Origin of the sequence: Bacillus sp. FSL K6-1145, from assembly GCF_038003425.1 — a bacterium.
GTDB classification, from domain to species: Bacteria; Bacillota; Bacilli; order Bacillales; family Bacillaceae; genus Bacillus; species Bacillus pumilus.
Genome location: NZ_JBBOPC010000001.1, coordinates 2,285,718 through 2,304,449 on the forward strand (window position 1 = coordinate 2,285,718; position 18,732 = coordinate 2,304,449).

Below are 18,732 nucleotides of genomic sequence, written 5' to 3' on the forward strand. Positions count from 1 at the left end.
GATTCTTTCTCAAGGAAAGTACCTCCTTTTTTACTTTAAACCACGATCGAAACAAAATGACCCGATGAAGACGATCGGGTCACTAAGGTCATTTTTGCTTTTCGTATGCTCCGATGATCTTTGCCACAAGCGGGTGTCTGACCACATCTGTCTGGTCTAGCTCAATAAATGAGATGCCCTTGATCTCTGCAAGCATGTCCTTTGCAGCTGCAAGGCCAGACTGCATGCCCTTCGGTAGGTCAATCTGTGTAATATCTCCTGTAATGACCATTTTAGAGCCAAACCCAAGTCTCGTCAAAAACATTTTCATTTGGGCAGGCGTTGTATTCTGCGCTTCATCTAAAATAACAAATGCATCATCGAGTGTCCGTCCTCTCATATAGGCAAGAGGCGCTATTTCAATCACACCGCGCTCGATTAAACGTTCCGTATGATCACTGCCAAGCACATCATGCAAGGCATCATATAGTGGTCTTAAATAAGGATCTACTTTTTCCTTTAGATCACCTGGTAAAAAGCCAAGACTTTCTCCTGCTTCAACAGCTGGTCTTGTCAGGATAATCCGTTTCACATGTCCATTTTTCAGTGCATGAACGGCATTGACGACTGCCAAATACGTCTTCCCTGTTCCAGCTGGTCCAATTCCAAAGACCAGGTCATCTTTTTTCATCGCCGCAGCATATTCCCGCTGGCCAATGGTTTTTACCCTGATTGACTTTCCTTTAGCATTTTTCGTAATTTCATCTTCATACATATTTTCAAAATAATTGAGCTTGTCTTTTTGCGCCATTTTGATGGCATATACGACATCCCGTTCAGAAATCTCAATTCCTTTTCGGATGAGATGTAAGAGAGATGTCATCAGACGGCTCGCTGTTTCTCTTGATGCTTCCTGACCAGAAACATACACCTTTTCTCCGCGCGTAATAATGGAGACATTCAGCTCGTTTTCCATCAGTTTCAGATAAGCATCTTGATTTCCAAATAAAGCAATGGCTTCGTTTGGGCTATCTAATTTTTGTTGAATTTCAAGTAAATGTTCTGTCATTCTCTAGTCTCCCTGAACAATAGGTGTTGGTTGAACAATATCTTCTATTACTTGGTAAAGGATGATTAACTTAACTTTACCATTCCCTGTTGTCTCGTGCAAAACTTTTTCACTTTTCACCTCTCCTGTTTGACCTAGCTTCTCTTCTAATTCTTTTTTACCCATTTTAATCCCTGCTTGAACCGCTTCTTTATTTGTGTATGTCCGGTTTATTTTTTCGCTTTCGCGTGTCGTTTCTTTTTCATAGGAAAATGGGAGCTGGAAGTTTAAGAAATGGAGTGGGTGAACTTCAGTTTCTGTTTTTGGCTGCTTAAAATCATCCTTTTTAAAGGAAAAGCCCCAAAATGGCATTGAACCTCCAAATGCGGAGAGCTTGTGCTTTGTCTTCATTTTACCCGTAAAGACATCAAAAGATGTTCGAAGAGGGACAGAAACTTCAGAACGATACCACGTTTCACCATAAATTTTCGCTTTAGCACCAACCGTTTTTTGCTGGTCTTCGCTGCCGATGAGGCCAGAGACAAGCATTTGTCCTTTCTTCACATGTTCATCAATTGCGGCAAGCGGCTCCCCTTTTTCCACATACATTCTCGTGATGACCGCCTTCTTCTTGGCCACAATATGCTGAGGACTCGTATAGTTCTCTTTTTTCGGCTCATTTTTTTCCACAACTTTCATTTGAAATGTTGTACCGTTTAGTTCAACGCCGACCCATGTAATGCTTTGAATATTGGCGGTCAGTGATTTTTGAATTTTTTCAGGTGTTCCCATTAGAAACTGAAAACGGCCTTTTTGCACACCAATCTCGTCTAAATGCTTTCTCATCTGATGTTCAGTTTCTGGATTGGCCCCTTTAATATCAATTTTCCACACCATGTTAGAAAGTGCCAATATTGTCACTAGAAAAAACACAATCCCAAGGGTAAACCCAATATTCTTCCTTGACCATAGGAGAAGGAACGGAAATCCTTTCTTTTGATGAAATGAACATGTTACCTCATGATGTCTTTGTACTTTTCTGAAGGCATGTACATCTGATAAGCGAATAAATAAGCGCACGCTGTCTTGACGGCGGCTCACTTGAAACATTGTGATCCCCTGTCTCGTGCACTCATTGATGAGCCGCTCAATGCCGTTTCCCTTGATTTCCACTTCCACTCTGCCAATAAAATAGGCGAACCATTTATTCTTCACACTTCTCCCCTCCGTCAGTTAAGAATCAATATAACGGACCTCATCGATTTTCCCTTCTAATAAGATCTCTTCTGGCAAAATCGTTTTAATCACAAAATCTTTCCCTGAAATAATGCATTGTCCTTGTTTGAGCATCAGCCTTACCTCTTGATCACTGAAAAGCAAAAGCCCTTTATGATTCTCTATGTAAATGTGGAGTCTGCCAACCATCGTAATACGGGGAAGATCCATCATGACGTCTGGAGGGATTTCAAGTGTTCTTGTCAGCCATGCTTTAAGTCGATTTTTTCTTTTTCCCATTCAATAAGAACCCCTTCCCGCCCCATGTGTATGAGATCAAACTGAAAGATGGTGAGACTGATGAGAAAGCCTCTATATCATCCTATTCCTCAGCGGTTCAGATCATGCTAATGAATCCCGCAAAACAGCCGTTTCAGCATTTTTACTGCAAGAAATCTCCATCAGGTCAAACAAAAAAAGCCCCTTTATATAAAGGGACTTTCTCGTTTATCTGTTATATGGCCGTTTCATCGTTCTGTGCGGCTTTTTCGCGCGCGGCTCTCCAAATACTTCTCCAAGGATCATCCCCTGAACAATTGTATCTTGATTGAGCTTCTCAATGATCTTTGGCTTCACTTCGGCAGAAGCAGCCTTTGGCCTTGTCAGTTCTCTTTCAAGCGATTGGAATTCTCTATTCAGCTCGCTTTTCCTTTCTTCCATTTCGGCAAGTGTAGCGGTATAGCGGTCCTGTAAGGATTGAGATGTTTTTTTCTTCATCCCGCCATGATCATGTACATCGCCGAAATCGTCCATCTGATCCGTCACGACTGGATCTGGACTTGTTTGTTTTGTTTGCTTTTGGGGCATCTGCTTACGCTGAGGAGCGGGCTTGTTTTGCTGATTCTTTTGTTCGTTCTCCTCTTGTTTGCCGATTTTCCCAAAGACAGCAGAGATGATACCGATGATAATCGCAATTAGTAGCGGATTTTCAAATAGAATGTCCAATGGGCTCCCTCCTTAAAGCGTGAGAGGATGCTTATTTGTTTTCATTATCAGATGGACCTTTAGTCATTTTACCAAATGAATCTCTCATATCCGTATCAGCATCGATATTCTTAATATTCATGTAGTCCATGACTCCAATATTACCTTCACGTAATGCTTCAGCCATTGCAAGTGGTACTTCAGCCTCTGCTTCTACAACTTTCGCGCGCATTTCTTCAACTCTTGCACGCATTTCTTGCTCCTGGGCAACAGCCATTGCGCGGCGTTCTTCCGCTTTTGCCTGTGCAATGTTTTTGTCTGCTTCTGCTTGGTCTGTTTGCAGAATCGCCCCGATGTTCTTACCGATATCAACATCTGCGATATCAATCGAGAGAATTTCAAACGCAGTACCTGAATCTAATCCTTTACCAAGAACTGTTTGTGAAATCATATCAGGGTTCTCAAGAACCTTTTTATGATTATCTGATGAACCGATTGTAGAGACAATCCCTTCACCTACACGAGCAATAATCGTTTCTTCCCCTGCACCACCAACAAGTCGGTCGATGTTTGCACGAACTGTAATACGTGCTTTTGCTTTCACTTCAATCCCGTCCATCGCCACACCAGAGATAAATGGTGTTTCAATGACTTTAGGGTTTACACTCATTTGAACTGCTTCAAGTACGTCACGGCCTGCTAGGTCGATCGCTGCACAGCGTGCAAAGTTCAATTCGATATTCGCGCGTTGAGCTGCGATTAATGCGTTCACAACTCGGTCCACGTTACCACCTGCAAGATAGTGGCTCTCTAACTGGTTAATCGTCGCATCAAGACCTGCTTTATGTGCTTTAATAAGCGGGTTGACCACTCGGTTTGGAATAACGCGGCGAAGTCTCATTCCTACAAGTGTAAAAATGCTTACCTTTACGCCAGCCGCTAGGGCAGAAATCCACAGCATCACCGGTACAAAGGTGAAGAAGATCGATAGAACGATCAGACCTGCTGCGATAATCACAAATAATAGTAAAGTAGATGGATCCATTTTATTCCTCCTATAAAATCAGTTATCTATACTTTCCTCACGACAATGCGTGAGCCTTCCGCTTTCACAATTTTTACTTGTTCATCCTTATCGATGAATGCACCTTCTGACACAACATCAATGCGCTCATCTCCAAATACTATTGTACCTGACGGACGAAGTGCGGTTGCTGTCACCGCGATTTGCCCAACAAGATCTTCTCTTGTTTCATTTGAGACATAACCGCTTTCCTTATTGGTTGAATCGGTTAAAATGAACTTTTTGAAAAATTTCATACGTTTCCCCAACACCTTTGTCAATAAAATAACTGCTACGATTGAAACAGCAGTGGCAATCAAGATGGAAATCGCCATTTCTGTAAAGCTTCCAGCTGCTAAAAACAAGCTGACAACCACACAGATCAGTCCAATGACACCTACGATTCCCCCCGGCAAAAACAATTCCAGAATCATGAGCAATATCCCTGCTATAAACAGGAACAACGTCTCATATCCTGCAAAACCAGCCACGAGATGACCATAAAAGAATAAAAGAAGCGCTGTCACTCCCATGGTGCCTGGAATCCCAAAGCCAGGAGAATAGAGCTCAACAATTAACCCTAAGCTTGCGATGGATAAAAGGATTGGAATGACGATTGGGTGCGTGAGAAAGCGCGCAACCTTTTCAGCAAAGCTCACTTCATCGTATTGAACAGAAGCATCGGCTAAATTCAGCTTTTGAAGCAAGTCATCCATATTTTTCGCTTCCCCTTCTGCATAACCGAATTGAAGCGCACGGTCTGTGTTGAAGGTGAGCAATTCTCCTTTTGGTGCACCAGCTTCTTTTGCGTCTATATCTACATCTGCCATTGCAAGTGCATACTTTGGATCACGCCCCTGCTTTTCGGCAGCATCACTCATTTCAGCAAGCCATAGCGATTCAGATTTTTGATCGGCAGCATTGCCTTCTCCATCAATGATCGCCGCAGCCCCCATCTTTCCATTTGGGGTCATATAGATTTGATCGGCATTTAGTGCAAGGAATGCCCCAGCTGAAAGCGCTCTATGATTCACAAACGCTGTCACAGGGATATCAGACGCACGAATGGCATCTGCGATCTCTAGCGCAGCATCGACTGCACCACCTGGTGTATTGATGTCTAGAATGATATGTTTTGCTCGTTCGGACTTTGCCTGCTCAAATGATCGTTCAATAAATTGAGAAAGTCCTTTTTCTACTGTATCTTCAATAGGGATAACATGAACTTTCTGATCTACTGATTTCGCGGTCAATTGAACCCCTAATAATAAGCATATTATAAAACAACTGAAGAGAGCAATAGAAATTTTTATTTTTTTCATCTATTTGGTGATCCCTCCTCTCTATCTTCCATTTTACTGTTCCTTTACATACGTTACAAATGTATCATAGGTTTCATTTTTATATGACAGAATGATGAAGGTATAAAAAAAGTACCCTTCTAACAATAGAAGGATACTTTTTTATTGAGACAGCTGTTCGCTGACAAGTCTGTTAATGACAGCTCCATCAGCTTTACCTTTTACTTTTGGCATAATAGCGCTCATGACTTTACCCATATCAGTCTTCGATGAAGCACCTGTTTCAGCAATCGTTTCTTTCACGATCGTTTGCAGTTCTTCTTCAGAAAGCTGTTCAGGTAAATAAACGTCTAAGATGTCAATCTCTTTTTGAACTTTATCTACTAAATCTAAGCGATTAGCTTTCGAAAATTCATGGAGGGAGTCTTTACGTTGCTTAATCTCGCGGGAAAGGACGGTTAGTTCCTCATCGCCGGTCAAACTGTCTTTCTTAAGCTTAATTGCTTCATTTTGGAGCGAAGCCTTAACCATCCGAATGACAACAAGCTTGTCTTTCTCACGGTTTTTCATAAAAAGCTTCATATCAGAATTTAATTGCTCAAGAAGACTCATAAAATCCACCCTCTTTAGAATTTACGTTTTCTAGCAGCTTCAGACTTTTTCTTGCGCTTTACGCTAGGCTTTTCATAAAATTCACGCTTTCTTGCTTCTTGCAATGTTCCAGTTTTGGATACACTGCGTTTAAAGCGACGAAGAGCATCTTCAAGCGATTCGTTTTTTCTAACGACCGTTTTTGACATTCTCTTTCCCTCCCTCCGAATACACCAATCGACTGCATTAAAAAAAGATATACATGTAAAACATGTACCTAGACATTATAATATAAGCCTAGTGTGAGGTCAACTAAGTGATTTGGAAATATATTTTCGTCATGAGCAGGTAGACAAGTCCATATATTCATTGGTAAGAGGAGGACTTTTCTATGATGGCGATCATTTATTTTTGTGCACTTATTTTCATTTTTTTATGGTCAATGGGTTTGCTGAGAAAAGGATTAATGGCGCTTGCGTCGTCTCGTATTGAGAAATCACTTCTTCTCTTTACAGATCATCCGGTAAAAGCATTCTTAGTCAGCATCGTATTTACAGGGATTCTTCAAAGCAGTTCAGCGTTTATGGTCATCGTGATTGGCTTTGTCAGTACAGGTATTCTCTCTTTTAAAAAATCCATTCCAATGATTCTTGGTACCAATATTGGCTCTACGTTTACAACAGAATTTATCGCCATTAAAATGGATGTTTTCATGTGGGTTTTAATCCTAGCTGGTCTGATATGCATGATGTTAGGCAAAAAATCTTTTAGGCATGCAGGAAAAAGTATATTTGGACTCGGGATGATCTTTTTTTGTATTCAAGGCTTTTCTAAAATTGCAGGTATGATGACAAGTCAGCCTGAGACATTGCGCTTTCTCGAAATGATGCAGCATTCTGACTGGACGGCGCTGCTTTCTGGTACTATTTTCACAGCGATTGTTCATTCAAGCTCCGTCTGTATCGGCATTTTAATGGGGTTTATGAATGAAGGAACGGTTGGGCTTCAGGAAGGCATCAGCTTTGTGTTAGGGTCCAATATTGGGACATGTATTACAGCCGTAATGGCTGCCATATCTGGCGGCTATGCAGCACGTCAAACGGCTTATGCACACGTTTTGTTTAATGTGCTCGGAGTGCTTTTATGTCTCCCATTTCTCGCCATGATGACAGAATTCGTCGCCCTTCTTGCAAACGCTCCCGCACAGCAAATTGCGCACTTCAGCCTGCTGTTTAATGTGGCAAGCTCTTTGCTTTTCTTCCCGTTCATCCGTCCATTTCACACATTGATTTTATGTCTTTTACCGAATCAATCAAAATAAAACACCGGCTTGCCCTTTTGGCACCGGTGTTTGATTGATTATGAGGTCATTCTCACTTTGTCTGTTTGTACTTCATCGCTTATACGAACGAATTGTCCTTCGTTATAAGGATAACCCGCTTTCGTAATTTTCACTTTGACCAAACGGCCGATCATGTCCTCTGTTCCTTCAAAAACAACCTTCATATAGTTATCTGTATAGCCCACATAAAGATTGTGCTTTCCTTCTTGTTCTTTGAAGGATTCTTCCGGAATAATCTCTAGGACATCTCCTTCATAAGCTGATGCGTATTCTTTCGCAAGCTGGTCAGAAAGAGCGATCAAGCGGTGGACACGTTCGTTTTTCACATTTTCATCCACTTGATCTTCCATTCTTGCAGCTGGCGTACCTGTACGTTTGCTGTAAGGGAATACGTGCAGTTCAGAAAATTGATGGTCTTTGACAAAGTTGTATGTTTCCAAAAACTCTTCTTCTGTTTCTCCAGGAAATCCTACAATCACATCAGAGGTGACAGCAAGACCTGGCAATGCTTTTTTCAGCTTTGTTAAACGCTCTGCAAAGAATTCCATCGTATATTTACGGCGCATTCTTTTCAGCACTGTATTAGAGCCAGATTGAAGCGGGATGTGAAGGTGTCTGACAATCTTATCTGACTGATCAAGCACTTCTATCACTTCATCTGTAATTTGACTTGCTTCGATAGATGAAATACGAATTCGTTTTAAGCCGTTGACACGTTCATCTAATTCTTTCAGAAGCTTTGCAAAGTTATAATCCTTTAAGTCTTCTCCGTATCCACCTGTGTGAATACCTGTTAATACAATTTCTTTATAGCCGGCATCCACAAGCTGCTGCGCTTGGTTGATGACCTCTTCTGGATCACGAGAACGAAGAAGTCCGCGAGCCCAAGGAATAATGCAGAATGTACAGAAATTGTTACAGCCTTCTTGGATTTTTAATGACGCACGTGTTCTGTCTGTAAAAGCAGGAACATCGAGTTCTTCAAACACACGTGCTTTCATAATATTGCCAACCCCATTAATCGGCTGTCTTTCTCTGCGATATTCTTCAATGTAACCGAGTAATTTATGTCTGTCTTGTGTTCCCACGACAATATCAACACCAGGAATCGCCATGATTTCTGCTGGAGATGTTTGCGCATAACAGCCTGTTACACAAATGACACCATCCGGGTTATGACGAATGGCTCTTCTAATGACTTGGCGGCTTTTTTTATCGCCAGTATTCGTGACCGTACATGTATTAATGACGTATACGTCTGCTTTTGATTCGTACTCTTTTCTTTCATAGCCTGCTTCTTTAAACAGCTGCCAGATCGCTTCTGTTTCATAGTGATTGACCTTACAGCCAAGTGTATGGAACGCTACTGTTCCCATCATGATTCACCTCTTAATAACTCTGTTTGATAAGATATAGCAGAAAGCGCGTAAAGAGGAGCTGTTTCTGTTCTTAAAATGCGTGGTCCGAGCCCGCAAATGACTGCACCATGCGTTTCAAGCGCTTCAATCTCCTTTTCTGCTAAACCGCCTTCAGGGCCAAAAACCACTAGCAAGGTTTGTCCGCCTTTCATCTGTTGGAGCACAGTTTGAAAGCGGCTTTGCTCTCCTTCTTTCGATGATTCTTCGTATGCAACGACACATTTATCGAATTCACCAGCTAATTGAGTCAGCTCTTTAAATGTTGATACTGGTTCAACACGAGGAATGATATTCCGGTAGGACTGTTCAGCTGCTTCTTTCGCGATTTTCTCCCAGCGCTCTCGTTTTTTATGTGACTTCTTTTGGTCAATTTTTGTAATAGAACGAGCCGCTTGAAACGGGATAAATGCGCTTGCGCCAAGCTCTGTGCCTTTTTGGATAATCAGCTCAAGCTTATCTCCCTTTGGGAGACCGCTCGCAATTGTTACTCTTACCGGAAGCTCTCTGTCCTGATTTGTCCAGCCTTCAACGTGACAAATGACTTCTTCCTTTGTTATTGTATCAATTTTACTGAGCGCTTCAAAGCCGTCTGTCGTTAAGCAAAGGATTTCCTGCCCTGCTTTCATGCGCATGACGTTGGAAAGGTGATGTACATCTTCACCATTGATGACGATAGATCCCTTTGCGATCACTTCTTCTTTCGTGAGGTCGATAAAATATCGTTGCATACGTGTCCTGACACCTACTCGCTTTATTTTTTCGCTATAATGCTGACCCAATCTTCCATTGACAGCACTTCAACAATGTCAAAACCTGCTTCTTCTAATGCTGTTTTGACTTGTAATTTCTTTTGTCCAATGATGCCTGATGTAATGAAATAGCCATCTTTCTTCAATAAGTCATAGGCTTGATCTGTAAAGCGCAAAATCACTTCTGCGAGAATGTTGGCGACGATCACATCACGTTCACCTGAAATCCCATCAAGTAAGTTGTTTTGCTTGACCGTCACTTGTTCGCTTACACCATTTAGCTCGATGTTTTGCTTTGCACTTTCAACCGCAACGGTGTCGAGATCAAAGGCTTGAATGTCCTTTGCACCAACCATCGCTGCTGCCACACTTAAAATCCCAGAGCCTGTTCCAACATCAATCACCGTATCGTTTTCCTTCACATAGCGCTCAAGCGCCTGAATACAAAGAACGGTTGTTGGATGTGTCCCTGTTCCAAATGCCATTCCTGGGTCCATTTCAATAATCAGTTCATCAGAATGAACCGGAGTATATTCTTCCCATGTTGGAACGATGGTGAATTTTTCAGAGATTTTCACAGGATGATAGTATTTTTTCCATGCGGTGGCCCATTCTTCTTCATTTACTTCACAAATGGACAGCGTATTTCGTCCAAGGTCAATATCGTATAGAAGAAGATTGTTGATGGCTTCTTTGATCTCATCTACCGTTTCCATTAAAAAGCTGTTCATTGGAAGATAGGCTTTGACGATGACCCCTTCTTCAGGATAGTCATTCGGATCGAGCTGGTAGATCTCACCGTATACATTTTCACGTTCCTTGACTAAATCAAGCGGGTCCTCAATCACGACACCACTCGCACCTGCTTCATGCAAAATATTGGTGATTGGTTCCACCGCTTCATTTGTTGTATGGACGCTAATTTCTGACCACTTCAATACTACCAACTCCTTATCCGTCTTACTCGCCTTTAAATGCGCGTTTTACCTTATCGAAGAAGCTCATCTCTTGTTCGTCCGGTTTATTTCCGCTCACTTCAGCAAATTTTCTAATGATATCTTTTTGATTGTCCGTTAAATTTGTTGGTGTGACGACTCGTACAACGATATGCTGATCGCCTTGGCCATAGCCGCGTACATTTTTCACACCTTTTCCTTTGAGTCTAAACTTCGTGCCAGTTTGCGTGCCAGCAGGGACTTTTAATTTCACTTTACCGTGTAATGTCGGCACTTCAATTTCGTCACCTAATGCAGCCTGTGCGAAGGTTAACGGCATTTCGCAGTAAATGTCATCCCCGTCTCGCTCGAAGAATTCATGCGAACGCACATGGAACACAACAAATAGATCGCCTGGAGGTCCTCCATTTACACCTGGTTCCCCTTGACCAGACACTCTGAGCTGCTGACCATCGTCAACACCAGCTGGGATCGTCACATTGATTTTCTTACGCTTACGCACTTTACCAGAGCCGCCGCATGTAGAACATTTGTGATCGATTTGTTTTCCTGTTCCGCTACAGTAGTTACATACTCTGCGGTTGACCACTTTACCAAACGGAGTTGACTGCTCAACATTTAATTGACCAGAGCCGCCGCAATGTGAACAAGTCTTCGCATCTGTTCCAGGCTTTGCCCCTGATCCATGACACGTTTCACATGATTCCTCACGAGGAATTTCAATCGTTGCTTCTTTCCCAAATGCTGCTTCTTCAAATGAAAGCGTCATTGTATATTGCAAGTCTGCTCCTTGACGCGGTGCATTTGGATCTCTTCTTCTGGCTCCGCCGCCAAAAATACTAGAGAAGATGTCATCAAAGCCGCCGAAGCCGCCAAAGTCTCCTCCCCCGCCAAAACCGCCGCCGCCAAAGCCTTGGTTTGGATCGGTATGACCGAACTGATCATACTGCGAACGTTTTTGATCGTCAGAAAGGGTTTCATAGGCTTCTTTTACTTCTTTGAATTTCTCATCTGAGCCAGCTTCTTTATTAATATCAGGGTGATACTTTTTTGAAAGCTTGCGGTATGCCTTTTTGATCTCGTCTTTTGAGGCGCTCTTACTCACGCCAAGCACTTCATAGTAATCACGCTTACTCATCTCTTCACACTCCCGATTTTCTCACATAAGTACGATTGTATCATTTTGATTTGACCTTTTTCAATTGCTTTCATCGTTGGAAAGAAAAAAAGTCAAAGCCAAGAGATCCTGACTTTGACTTTCTGACGAGTACGTTTCAGCAGTCTTTTTCAAAAGTAAAGGTGATTATTTTTTCTCTTGATCGTCGTTTACTTCTTCGTATTCTGCATCCACTACATTGTCATCTGCTTTTTGAGCACCTTCAGCGCCTTCTTGCTGAGCTTGTGCTTGTTTTGCAGCTTCTTCATAAAGCTTTGTCGTTAGTTCTTGAACGATTGTTTGCAGCTCATCTTTTTTCGCTTTGATGTCTTCAAACTCGCCTTTTTCGATCGCAGCTTTTAGTGCATCTTTCGCGTCGTTTGCTTTTTTCACTTGCTCTTCATCGATTTTGCCTTCTAGATCTTTTAATGTTTTTTCTGTTGTAAACACTAATTGATCTGCTTCATTGCGCACTTCGATTTCTTCTTTTTTCTTCGCATCTGCTTCAGCATTTTCTTCTGCTTCTTTGACCATTTTTTCGATCTCATCATCAGAAAGACCTGAAGAAGATTTGATGGTGATGTTTTGCTCTTTGCCTGTACCCATATCTTTCGCACGTACGTTGACAATACCGTTTTTATCGATATCAAAAGATACTTCGATTTGTGGTACGCCGCGTGGTGCTGGCGGAATGTCAGTCAATTGGAAACGACCTAATGTTTTGTTGTCTGCTGCCATTGGGCGCTCACCTTGCAGAACATGGATGTCTACCGCTGTTTGGTTGTCAGCAGCCGTTGAGAATACTTGAGATTTACTTGTTGGAATTGTTGTATTACGTTCAATCAGCTTTGTGAATACGCCGCCCATTGTTTCAATTCCTAAAGAAAGTGGTGTTACATCAAGAAGAACAACGTCTTTGACATCTCCTGTGATGACTCCACCTTGAATCGCCGCACCAAGAGCAACCACTTCATCAGGGTTTACACCTTTATGAGGCTCTTTGCCTGTTTCTTTTTTGATTGCTTCTTGTACTGCAGGAATACGAGTTGATCCACCAACAAGGATGACTTTATCAATCTCGCTAGCAGATAAACCAGCATCTTTCAATGATTGACGTACAGGTGTCATTGTACGCTCTACAAGATCTGCAGAAAGCTCTTCGAATTTAGCACGTGTTAGCGTTAATTCAAGGTGAAGAGGACCTGCATCTCCAGCTGTGATAAACGGCAGTGAGATTTGTGTAGAAGATACACCAGATAGATCTTTTTTCGCTTTTTCAGCAGCATCTTTTAAACGCTGAAGCGCCATTTTATCTTTTGAAAGGTCAATGCCATTTTCTTTTTTGAATTCAGCTACTAAGTGATCAATGATCACTTGGTCAAAATCGTCTCCACCTAGACGGTTGTCCCCAGCAGTTGAGCGTACTTCAAAGACGCCGTCTCCAAGCTCAAGGACTGATACGTCAAATGTACCACCACCAAGGTCGTATACAAGGATCGTTTGATCTTCATCTGTTTTATCTAAACCATAAGCAAGCGCAGCTGCTGTTGGCTCGTTGATGATACGTTCTACTTCAAGACCAGCAATTTTACCAGCATCTTTTGTAGCTTGACGTTCTGCATCGTTGAAGTAAGCAGGAACTGTGATAACAGCTTTTGTTACTTCTTCGCCAAGGTAGCCTTCAGCGTAAGATTTAAGGTGTTGAAGAATGATTGCAGAGATTTCCTGCGGTGTATAGTTCTTGCCTTCAACTTCTACTTTATAATCTGTACCCATATGTCTTTTAACAGACATGATTGTGTTCGGGTTTGTAATTGATTGGCGTTTCGCTACTTCACCAACTTGGCGCTCTCCATTTTTAAAAGCGACAACAGATGGTGTTGTACGTGCTCCTTCAGCGTTTGCAATGACTTTTGGCTCTCCGCCTTCAAGTACTGCAACACATGAGTTTGTTGTTCCTAAGTCAATCCCAATGATTTTACTCATAATCGATGACCTCCCATTATGTAGTTATTGATTTACTTTTACCATTGATGGACGAATAACTCGGTCTTTGAGTTTATAGCCCTTTTGCAATTCTTCTACTACGATATTTGAATCGAAGTTTTCATCTTCAACTTGCATGACGGCTTGATGAAGGTTTGGATCGAACTCTTTGCCGACAGCTTCAATTGGTTCAACGCCTTCATTTTTCAACGCTTCTACCAGCTGGCGGTAAACCATTTGCATTCCTTCTAACAAACTTTTCGCCTGCTCATTGTCTGGATCAATTCCAAGCGCTCTTTCAAAGTTGTCAAGAGCTGGGAGAAGATCGCTAACAACATGTTGAGAACGATATTTTTGCACGGTCTCCACTTCAGTTCGAGCACGGCGTTTATAATTTTCAAAATCTGCTTGAACACGCAGAATCTTGTTTTCTTTTTCATCTAGAAGCTGCTGCAATTCATCGATTTTCTCTTGGAAGGCAGACTGTTCATCATGCTTTGCTTCCTCAGTATCTGCTTGAACTGCTTCTTCTTGTGCTTCAACCTCTGCTTCTTGCTCAGGTGTCTGTTTTTCTTCTGACATTGTGTTCACCTCCCTCAAAAGATTCAAGAATACGAAGGGGCAGTGCCCCTATCTTTTTATCACCCTACTCATCATACAAATTGGAAAGTGCGTTTGACAAGTCTTTTGATACATGATGCAAAAGACTAACGACTCGCCCGTAATCCATGCGGGTTGGTCCGATGACGGCAATGGAGCCAAGTGATTTTTGATCAATCGAATAAGTCGCTGTGATCAAACTACAGTTCTCCATTGCTTCCAAATTGTTTTCTGAACCGATTTTAATGGTGATACCTTGCTGATTTGGATGAAACAGCTGCATGACATCATTCTTTTGCTCAATCAGCATCATGAGTGAGCGAATGCGGTCGATGTCATGAAATTCAGGCTGATTCAACATATTAATCTTCCCGCCAAAGAAAAGTTTTGATTCATTTTGTGTCGATGTAAATGTGTTGCCAAGCGCATCTAAAATGTGATCATAATCTTTTAAATGTGTGCGCAGAAGCATGACTACTTCTTTATACATCCTGTCCTTCAACTGGTCCATTGGAACGCCAGCTAAGCGGCTATTCAAAATATTCATCAGCTTCTCAATATCGGAGACATCGAGATGCTCAGAGAAGGTAATGGTTTTGTTTTCAACATGTCCGCTGTCTGTAATCATGATTGCTACGGCTTTATTTGGCTGAACGGGGACAAGCTGAATTTGCTTTAATCGATTTTCACTCAGCTTTGGACCAAGCACGATCGATGTATAGTTTGTGAGATCTGATAAAATTTCCGCCGATTTTTGAACTGTTTTTTCCAGCTCAAAAATTTTCTCCTGAAAAGCCGACTGGATAAGCACAAGATCTTTAGACGACAGTTTTCGCGGAGAGAGCAAATGATCTACATAATAACGATATCCTTTTTCTGAAGGAATTCTTCCTGATGAAGAATGGGTCTTTTCGATAAAACCAAGTTCCTCCAAATCAGCCATTTCGTTTCTAATCGTCGCAGAGCTGAATGTGATGTCCTCTTTTTTAGAAAGAGTCCTTGATCCAACTGGCTGCGCCGAACGAATAAAGTCATTAATGATGACTTGCAGAATCAAAAGCTGACGATTTGTTAACATCATCATCACCCCTGTTAGCACTCTCTTTCAACGAGTGCTAATTGTATAAACAAAATTACCAAACTCAAATTAAAATGTCAATTATAACTCACCGAGAAACGCTTGAAATACTTCATTTCCTAACAATTTCCCTTTTCTTGTCAAACGAATTCCAATGTCATCTTTTACAATGAGACCTTTTTCTTCTAATTCTTCAAGAACTGAGGGAAAAAGAGCTTCTGGTGAAGCACCATATTTGGCTTGGAAGTCGGCACTTTTCACCCCTTCGATTTTTCGAAGGCCTAGAAACATTTCTTCTTCTATCTGCTCTGCTTTTGTGACTTGATGAGTTTCTTTATACGGGAACCCAGTTTGCTCAATCAGTTCCAAGTAATGCTTCACTGGTCCTGCGTTCACATTTCGGATGCCATCTACATACCCGTGTGCCCCTGCACCGAAACCGAAGTAATCTTCATTGCTCCAATAGGTCAGGTTATGCTGGCTTTCAAAGCCAGGTTTGGCGTAATTGCTGATTTCGTATTGATGTAATCCATGGCGCTCCATTTCATCCATCACAAGTTCATACATTTCAGCCTCACGTTCTTGCGGCGGTAAATGCAGTTTTCCTTTTTGCATTAAGTTGTAAAACACCGTTTTCGGCTCCACAATCAGTGAGTAGACAGAATAATGCTCTGCTCCTAAAGAGAAAGCTGTCTCAAGTGAATTCATAACATGATGCTTTTCTTGATGCGGCAAGCCAAACATGAGGTCAAGGCTAATGTTGTCAAATCCAACCGCTCTAGCTCTCTCAAAGGACGTGAGAACATCTTTCTTTTGATGAACTCGTCCGATTTTTTTGAGCAAATCATCTTCAAAGGTTTGGACGCCAAAGCTTAGCCGATTGACACCGGCTTCTTTTAACACATGCAGCTTCTCGAGTGATAATTCATCTGGATTCGCTTCAACTGCAAATTCAACCAGGTTTTTTGCCGGCTTTAACACACGGTGAATGCTGTTCATAAGCTGGTCTAGCTGGCTAACGGTCAATGATGTCGGAGTTCCCCCGCCAATAAAGATCGTCTTGAGTTCTTGCTCACCCTTTTGCTCGATCGTGTGCTGCATCTCTTTTTCAAGAGCCGCTAAGTATTCATCGACTGGCTGCGTTTTAATGAAAAATTTATTGAAATCACAATAGTGGCAAATGTGCTCACAAAATGGAATGTGAATGTATGCTGCTTTCATTTGATGACACCTTCTTTACAGGTAAAGAGCCGCAGTTTATCGCTGCGGCACCTTTGTTTGTTTTCGACTATAAACGCCAAGGCTGACATTGTAAAGCAGGTTGCCTTGAGGAGGATGTTATTTTTTCGGTGTGCTGTCGTCCATCTTCAGCACAGCCATAAATGCTTCTTGCGGGACTTCAACAGAGCCCACTTGTTTCATGCGCTTTTTCCCTTCTTTTTGCTTCTCAAGAAGCTTTCTTTTCCGGGAAATGTCTCCACCATAACATTTAGCAAGTACGTTTTTACGCATCGCTTTAATGGTAGAACGAGCCACAATTTTTTGTCCAATCGCCGCTTGAACTGGTACTTCAAAATGCTGGCGTGGAATGAGTTCTTTCAGCTTTTCTACGATGATCTTGCCTCGTTCATAGGCGTAATCGCGGTGAACAATAAAGGAAAGGGCATCGATTTTTTCACCATTCAGCATGATGTCCATTTTCACTAGAGTAGATGGGCGATAGCCAATCAGCTCATAGTCAAAGGACGCATAGCCTTTTGTGTTGGACTTGAGCATATCAAAGAATTCATACACGATCTCCGCCAAAGGAATTTCGTACACAATGCTCACTCGGTTTGCATCAAGGTATTGCATATCAATGAAATGTCCGCGCTTTCCTTGGCAAAGCTCCATGACAGAGCCTACATAGTCATTCGGCACCATCATTGTTGCTTTCACGTATGGTTCTTCAATTTTCTCAATCTTTTGCGGATCAGGCAGATTGGACGGGTTATCGACGATGATTTTTTCTCCGTCTGTCATATACACATCGTAAATAACACTTGGTGCTGTCGTAATGAGATCGATTTTAAATTCACGCTCAATCCGTTCTTGGATGATTTCCATATGAAGCATTCCAAGAAAGCCGCAGCGGAAACCGAAGCCAAGTGCTTGGGACGTCTCTGCCTCATATTGAAGTGAAGAATCATTTAATTCAAGCTTTTCTAGTGCTTCACGTAAATCGTTATATTTCGCTGTATCAATCGGATAAAGACCGCAGTAAACCATTGGGTTCAGCTTTCTGTATCCTGGCAGCGCTTCTTTCGCTGGGTTCACCGCACTTGTGATCGTATCCCCCACACGTGTATCGCCGACATTTTTAATTGCTGCTGTTAAGTAGCCAACATCTCCAACAGTGAGTTCATCTGTCGGCATGGCTTTTGGTGTGAATACGCCGACTTCAAGTACTTCAAATTCTTTGCCCGTCGCCATCATTTTGATTTTCTGACCTGGTTTGACGGTTCCTTCCACAATTCGTATGTACGCAATAACGCCGCGATACGCATCGTAGAGAGAATCAAATATAAGAGCTTGAAGCGGTGCTTCTGGGTCTCCAGCAGGTGCTGGCACCTTTTCGACGATTTGTTCTAAAATATCTTCGATCCCAATACCAGCTTTAGCAGAGGTGAGAACAGCTTCAGATGCATCCAACCCGATGACATCTTCAATTTCTCCTCTTACACGCTCAGGCTCTGCACTTGGCAGATCAATTTTATTGATAATCGGAAGAATTTCTAAGTTGTTATCAAGAGCTAAATAAACATTCGCAAGTGTCTGTGCTTCAATTCCTTGTGCTGCATCTACTACGAGAATCGCACCTTCACAGGCAGCAAGGCTTCGAGATACCTCATAGGTGAAGTCGACATGCCCTGGTGTATCAATCAGGTGCATAATATATTCTTCTCCATCCTTCGCCTTATATTTCAGCTGGACAGAGTTTAATTTAATCGTTATGCCGCGTTCACGCTCTAAGTCCATGGAATCAAGTAATTGTTCTTTCATTTCTCGCTGCGTAATCGCCGCTGTTTTTTCTAAAATACGGTCGGCCAATGTGGATTTCCCGTGGTCAATATGGGCGATAATGGAGAAATTTCGAATTCTTGATTGCCGTTCTAATCGTTTTTCTTTATCTGTCACAATCTATCACTCCTACTATAAAACGCGGGTTGCGCTAGGTTAGATTATATCAATAGGGCTGTAAAGATTCAATCGAAATCAAGAAAAGC

The 18,732-nt window shown here is 42.0% G+C and carries 18 protein-coding genes; 1 reads left to right on the forward strand and 17 read right to left on the reverse strand.

Features of this window, described 5'->3' with window-relative positions:
• Nucleotides 1-88: 88 nt before the first annotated feature.
• From MHH41_RS11535 to rpsU, 8 genes are all read right to left on the reverse strand, one after another.
• Entirely contained in the window at nt 89-1,048 is a 960-nt protein-coding gene (locus MHH41_RS11535) for a PhoH family protein (protein ID WP_003217430.1), read from the reverse strand.
• Nucleotides 1,049-1,051: 3 nt separating this feature from the next.
• Nucleotides 1,052-2,242: a sporulation protein YqfD gene (yqfD, locus tag MHH41_RS11540; RefSeq protein WP_340866374.1), complete on the reverse strand. Its 1,191-nt coding sequence runs from the start codon at nt 2,240-2,242 to the stop codon at nt 1,052-1,054.
• Between the two features lie 18 nt (nt 2,243-2,260).
• The gene (gene yqfC, locus MHH41_RS11545) at nt 2,261-2,542 is read right to left on the reverse strand and encodes a sporulation protein YqfC (RefSeq protein ID WP_012010618.1); all 282 of its coding nucleotides are present in this window, start codon (nt 2,540-2,542) and stop codon (nt 2,261-2,263) included.
• Between the two features lie 207 nt (nt 2,543-2,749).
• Nucleotides 2,750-3,247: a hypothetical protein gene (locus tag MHH41_RS11550; RefSeq protein WP_003217339.1), complete on the reverse strand. Its 498-nt coding sequence runs from the start codon at nt 3,245-3,247 to the stop codon at nt 2,750-2,752.
• Between the two features lie 31 nt (nt 3,248-3,278).
• Nucleotides 3,279-4,271, reverse strand: a complete 993-nt coding sequence (gene floA / locus MHH41_RS11555) for a flotillin-like protein FloA (protein WP_003217317.1) — start codon at nt 4,269-4,271, stop codon at nt 3,279-3,281.
• A gap of 26 nt (nt 4,272-4,297) precedes the next feature.
• Nucleotides 4,298-5,611, reverse strand: a complete 1,314-nt coding sequence (locus MHH41_RS11560) for an NfeD family protein (protein ID WP_050943742.1) — start codon at nt 5,609-5,611, stop codon at nt 4,298-4,300.
• 141 nt (nt 5,612-5,752) lie between these two features.
• Nucleotides 5,753-6,202, reverse strand: coding sequence for a GatB/YqeY domain-containing protein (locus MHH41_RS11565; RefSeq protein ID WP_003217508.1), 450 nt, complete (start codon nt 6,200-6,202; stop codon nt 5,753-5,755).
• A gap of 14 nt (nt 6,203-6,216) precedes the next feature.
• Entirely contained in the window at nt 6,217-6,390 is a 174-nt protein-coding gene (gene rpsU / locus MHH41_RS11570; protein WP_003152957.1) for a 30S ribosomal protein S21, read from the reverse strand.
• A gap of 182 nt (nt 6,391-6,572) precedes the next feature.
• Here rpsU and MHH41_RS11575 point away from each other — a divergent pair, with 182 nt between their 5' ends.
• Complete coding sequence (locus MHH41_RS11575) at nt 6,573-7,502, forward strand: Na/Pi symporter (protein WP_003217427.1); 930 nt, start codon at nt 6,573-6,575, stop codon at nt 7,500-7,502.
• A 38-nt stretch (nt 7,503-7,540) separates the two neighbouring features.
• Here MHH41_RS11575 and mtaB read toward each other — a convergent pair whose 3' ends face one another.
• From mtaB to lepA, 9 genes are all read right to left on the reverse strand, one after another.
• Complete coding sequence (mtaB, locus tag MHH41_RS11580; RefSeq protein ID WP_050943741.1) at nt 7,541-8,899, reverse strand: tRNA (N(6)-L-threonylcarbamoyladenosine(37)-C(2))-methylthiotransferase MtaB; 1,359 nt, start codon at nt 8,897-8,899, stop codon at nt 7,541-7,543.
• A complete protein-coding gene (locus tag MHH41_RS11585) occupies nt 8,899-9,669 on the reverse strand; it encodes a 16S rRNA (uracil(1498)-N(3))-methyltransferase (RefSeq protein ID WP_340866375.1) in 771 nt (256 codons plus the stop codon). The genes mtaB and MHH41_RS11585 overlap by 1 nt, the downstream gene beginning before the upstream one ends.
• A gap of 23 nt (nt 9,670-9,692) precedes the next feature.
• Nucleotides 9,693-10,628, reverse strand: coding sequence for a 50S ribosomal protein L11 methyltransferase (gene prmA / locus MHH41_RS11590; RefSeq protein WP_003217481.1), 936 nt, complete (start codon nt 10,626-10,628; stop codon nt 9,693-9,695).
• A gap of 22 nt (nt 10,629-10,650) precedes the next feature.
• Entirely contained in the window at nt 10,651-11,784 is a 1,134-nt protein-coding gene (gene dnaJ, locus MHH41_RS11595; RefSeq protein ID WP_012010628.1) for a molecular chaperone DnaJ, read from the reverse strand.
• 165 nt (nt 11,785-11,949) lie between these two features.
• A complete protein-coding gene (dnaK, locus tag MHH41_RS11600; RefSeq protein ID WP_050943738.1) occupies nt 11,950-13,788 on the reverse strand; it encodes a molecular chaperone DnaK in 1,839 nt (612 codons plus the stop codon).
• Between the two features lie 24 nt (nt 13,789-13,812).
• Nucleotides 13,813-14,370: a nucleotide exchange factor GrpE gene (grpE, locus tag MHH41_RS11605; RefSeq protein WP_003217485.1), complete on the reverse strand. Its 558-nt coding sequence runs from the start codon at nt 14,368-14,370 to the stop codon at nt 13,813-13,815.
• Nucleotides 14,371-14,434: 64 nt separating this feature from the next.
• Nucleotides 14,435-15,466, reverse strand: a complete 1,032-nt coding sequence (hrcA, locus tag MHH41_RS11610; RefSeq protein WP_050943737.1) for a heat-inducible transcriptional repressor HrcA — start codon at nt 15,464-15,466, stop codon at nt 14,435-14,437.
• A gap of 81 nt (nt 15,467-15,547) precedes the next feature.
• Nucleotides 15,548-16,687: a radical SAM family heme chaperone HemW gene (gene hemW, locus MHH41_RS11615; protein WP_050943736.1), complete on the reverse strand. Its 1,140-nt coding sequence runs from the start codon at nt 16,685-16,687 to the stop codon at nt 15,548-15,550.
• A gap of 117 nt (nt 16,688-16,804) precedes the next feature.
• Nucleotides 16,805-18,643: a translation elongation factor 4 gene (lepA, locus tag MHH41_RS11620; protein WP_050943735.1), complete on the reverse strand. Its 1,839-nt coding sequence runs from the start codon at nt 18,641-18,643 to the stop codon at nt 16,805-16,807.
• Nucleotides 18,644-18,732 lie beyond the last annotated feature (89 nt).

What these genes read in the sequence shown, in the direction of transcription:
- dnaK (WP_050943738.1), bottom strand. Translation starts at nt 13,788, where the DNA reads ATGAGTAAAATCATTGGGATTGACTTAGGAACAACAAACTCATGTGTT.
- MHH41_RS11585 (WP_340866375.1), bottom strand. Translation starts at nt 9,669, where the DNA reads ATGCAACGATATTTTATCGACCTCACGAAAGAAGAAGTGATCGCAAAG.
- rpsU (WP_003152957.1), bottom strand. Translation starts at nt 6,390, where the DNA reads ATGTCAAAAACGGTCGTTAGAAAAAACGAATCGCTTGAAGATGCTCTT.
- dnaJ (WP_012010628.1), bottom strand. Translation starts at nt 11,784, where the DNA reads ATGAGTAAGCGTGATTACTATGAAGTGCTTGGCGTGAGTAAGAGCGCC.
- hrcA (WP_050943737.1), bottom strand. Translation starts at nt 15,466, where the DNA reads ATGTTAACAAATCGTCAGCTTTTGATTCTGCAAGTCATCATTAATGAC.
- grpE (WP_003217485.1), bottom strand. Translation starts at nt 14,370, where the DNA reads ATGTCAGAAGAAAAACAGACACCTGAGCAAGAAGCAGAGGTTGAAGCA.
- MHH41_RS11535 (WP_003217430.1), bottom strand. Translation starts at nt 1,048, where the DNA reads ATGACAGAACATTTACTTGAAATTCAACAAAAATTAGATAGCCCAAAC.
- MHH41_RS11575 (WP_003217427.1), top strand. Translation starts at nt 6,573, where the DNA reads ATGATGGCGATCATTTATTTTTGTGCACTTATTTTCATTTTTTTATGG.
- hemW (WP_050943736.1), bottom strand. Translation starts at nt 16,687, where the DNA reads ATGAAAGCAGCATACATTCACATTCCATTTTGTGAGCACATTTGCCAC.
- floA (WP_003217317.1), bottom strand. Translation starts at nt 4,271, where the DNA reads ATGGATCCATCTACTTTACTATTATTTGTGATTATCGCAGCAGGTCTG.
- MHH41_RS11565 (WP_003217508.1), bottom strand. Translation starts at nt 6,202, where the DNA reads ATGAGTCTTCTTGAGCAATTAAATTCTGATATGAAGCTTTTTATGAAA.
- mtaB (WP_050943741.1), bottom strand. Translation starts at nt 8,899, where the DNA reads ATGGGAACAGTAGCGTTCCATACACTTGGCTGTAAGGTCAATCACTAT.
- MHH41_RS11560 (WP_050943742.1), bottom strand. Translation starts at nt 5,611, where the DNA reads ATGAAAAAAATAAAAATTTCTATTGCTCTCTTCAGTTGTTTTATAATA.
- yqfC (WP_012010618.1), bottom strand. Translation starts at nt 2,542, where the DNA reads ATGGGAAAAAGAAAAAATCGACTTAAAGCATGGCTGACAAGAACACTT.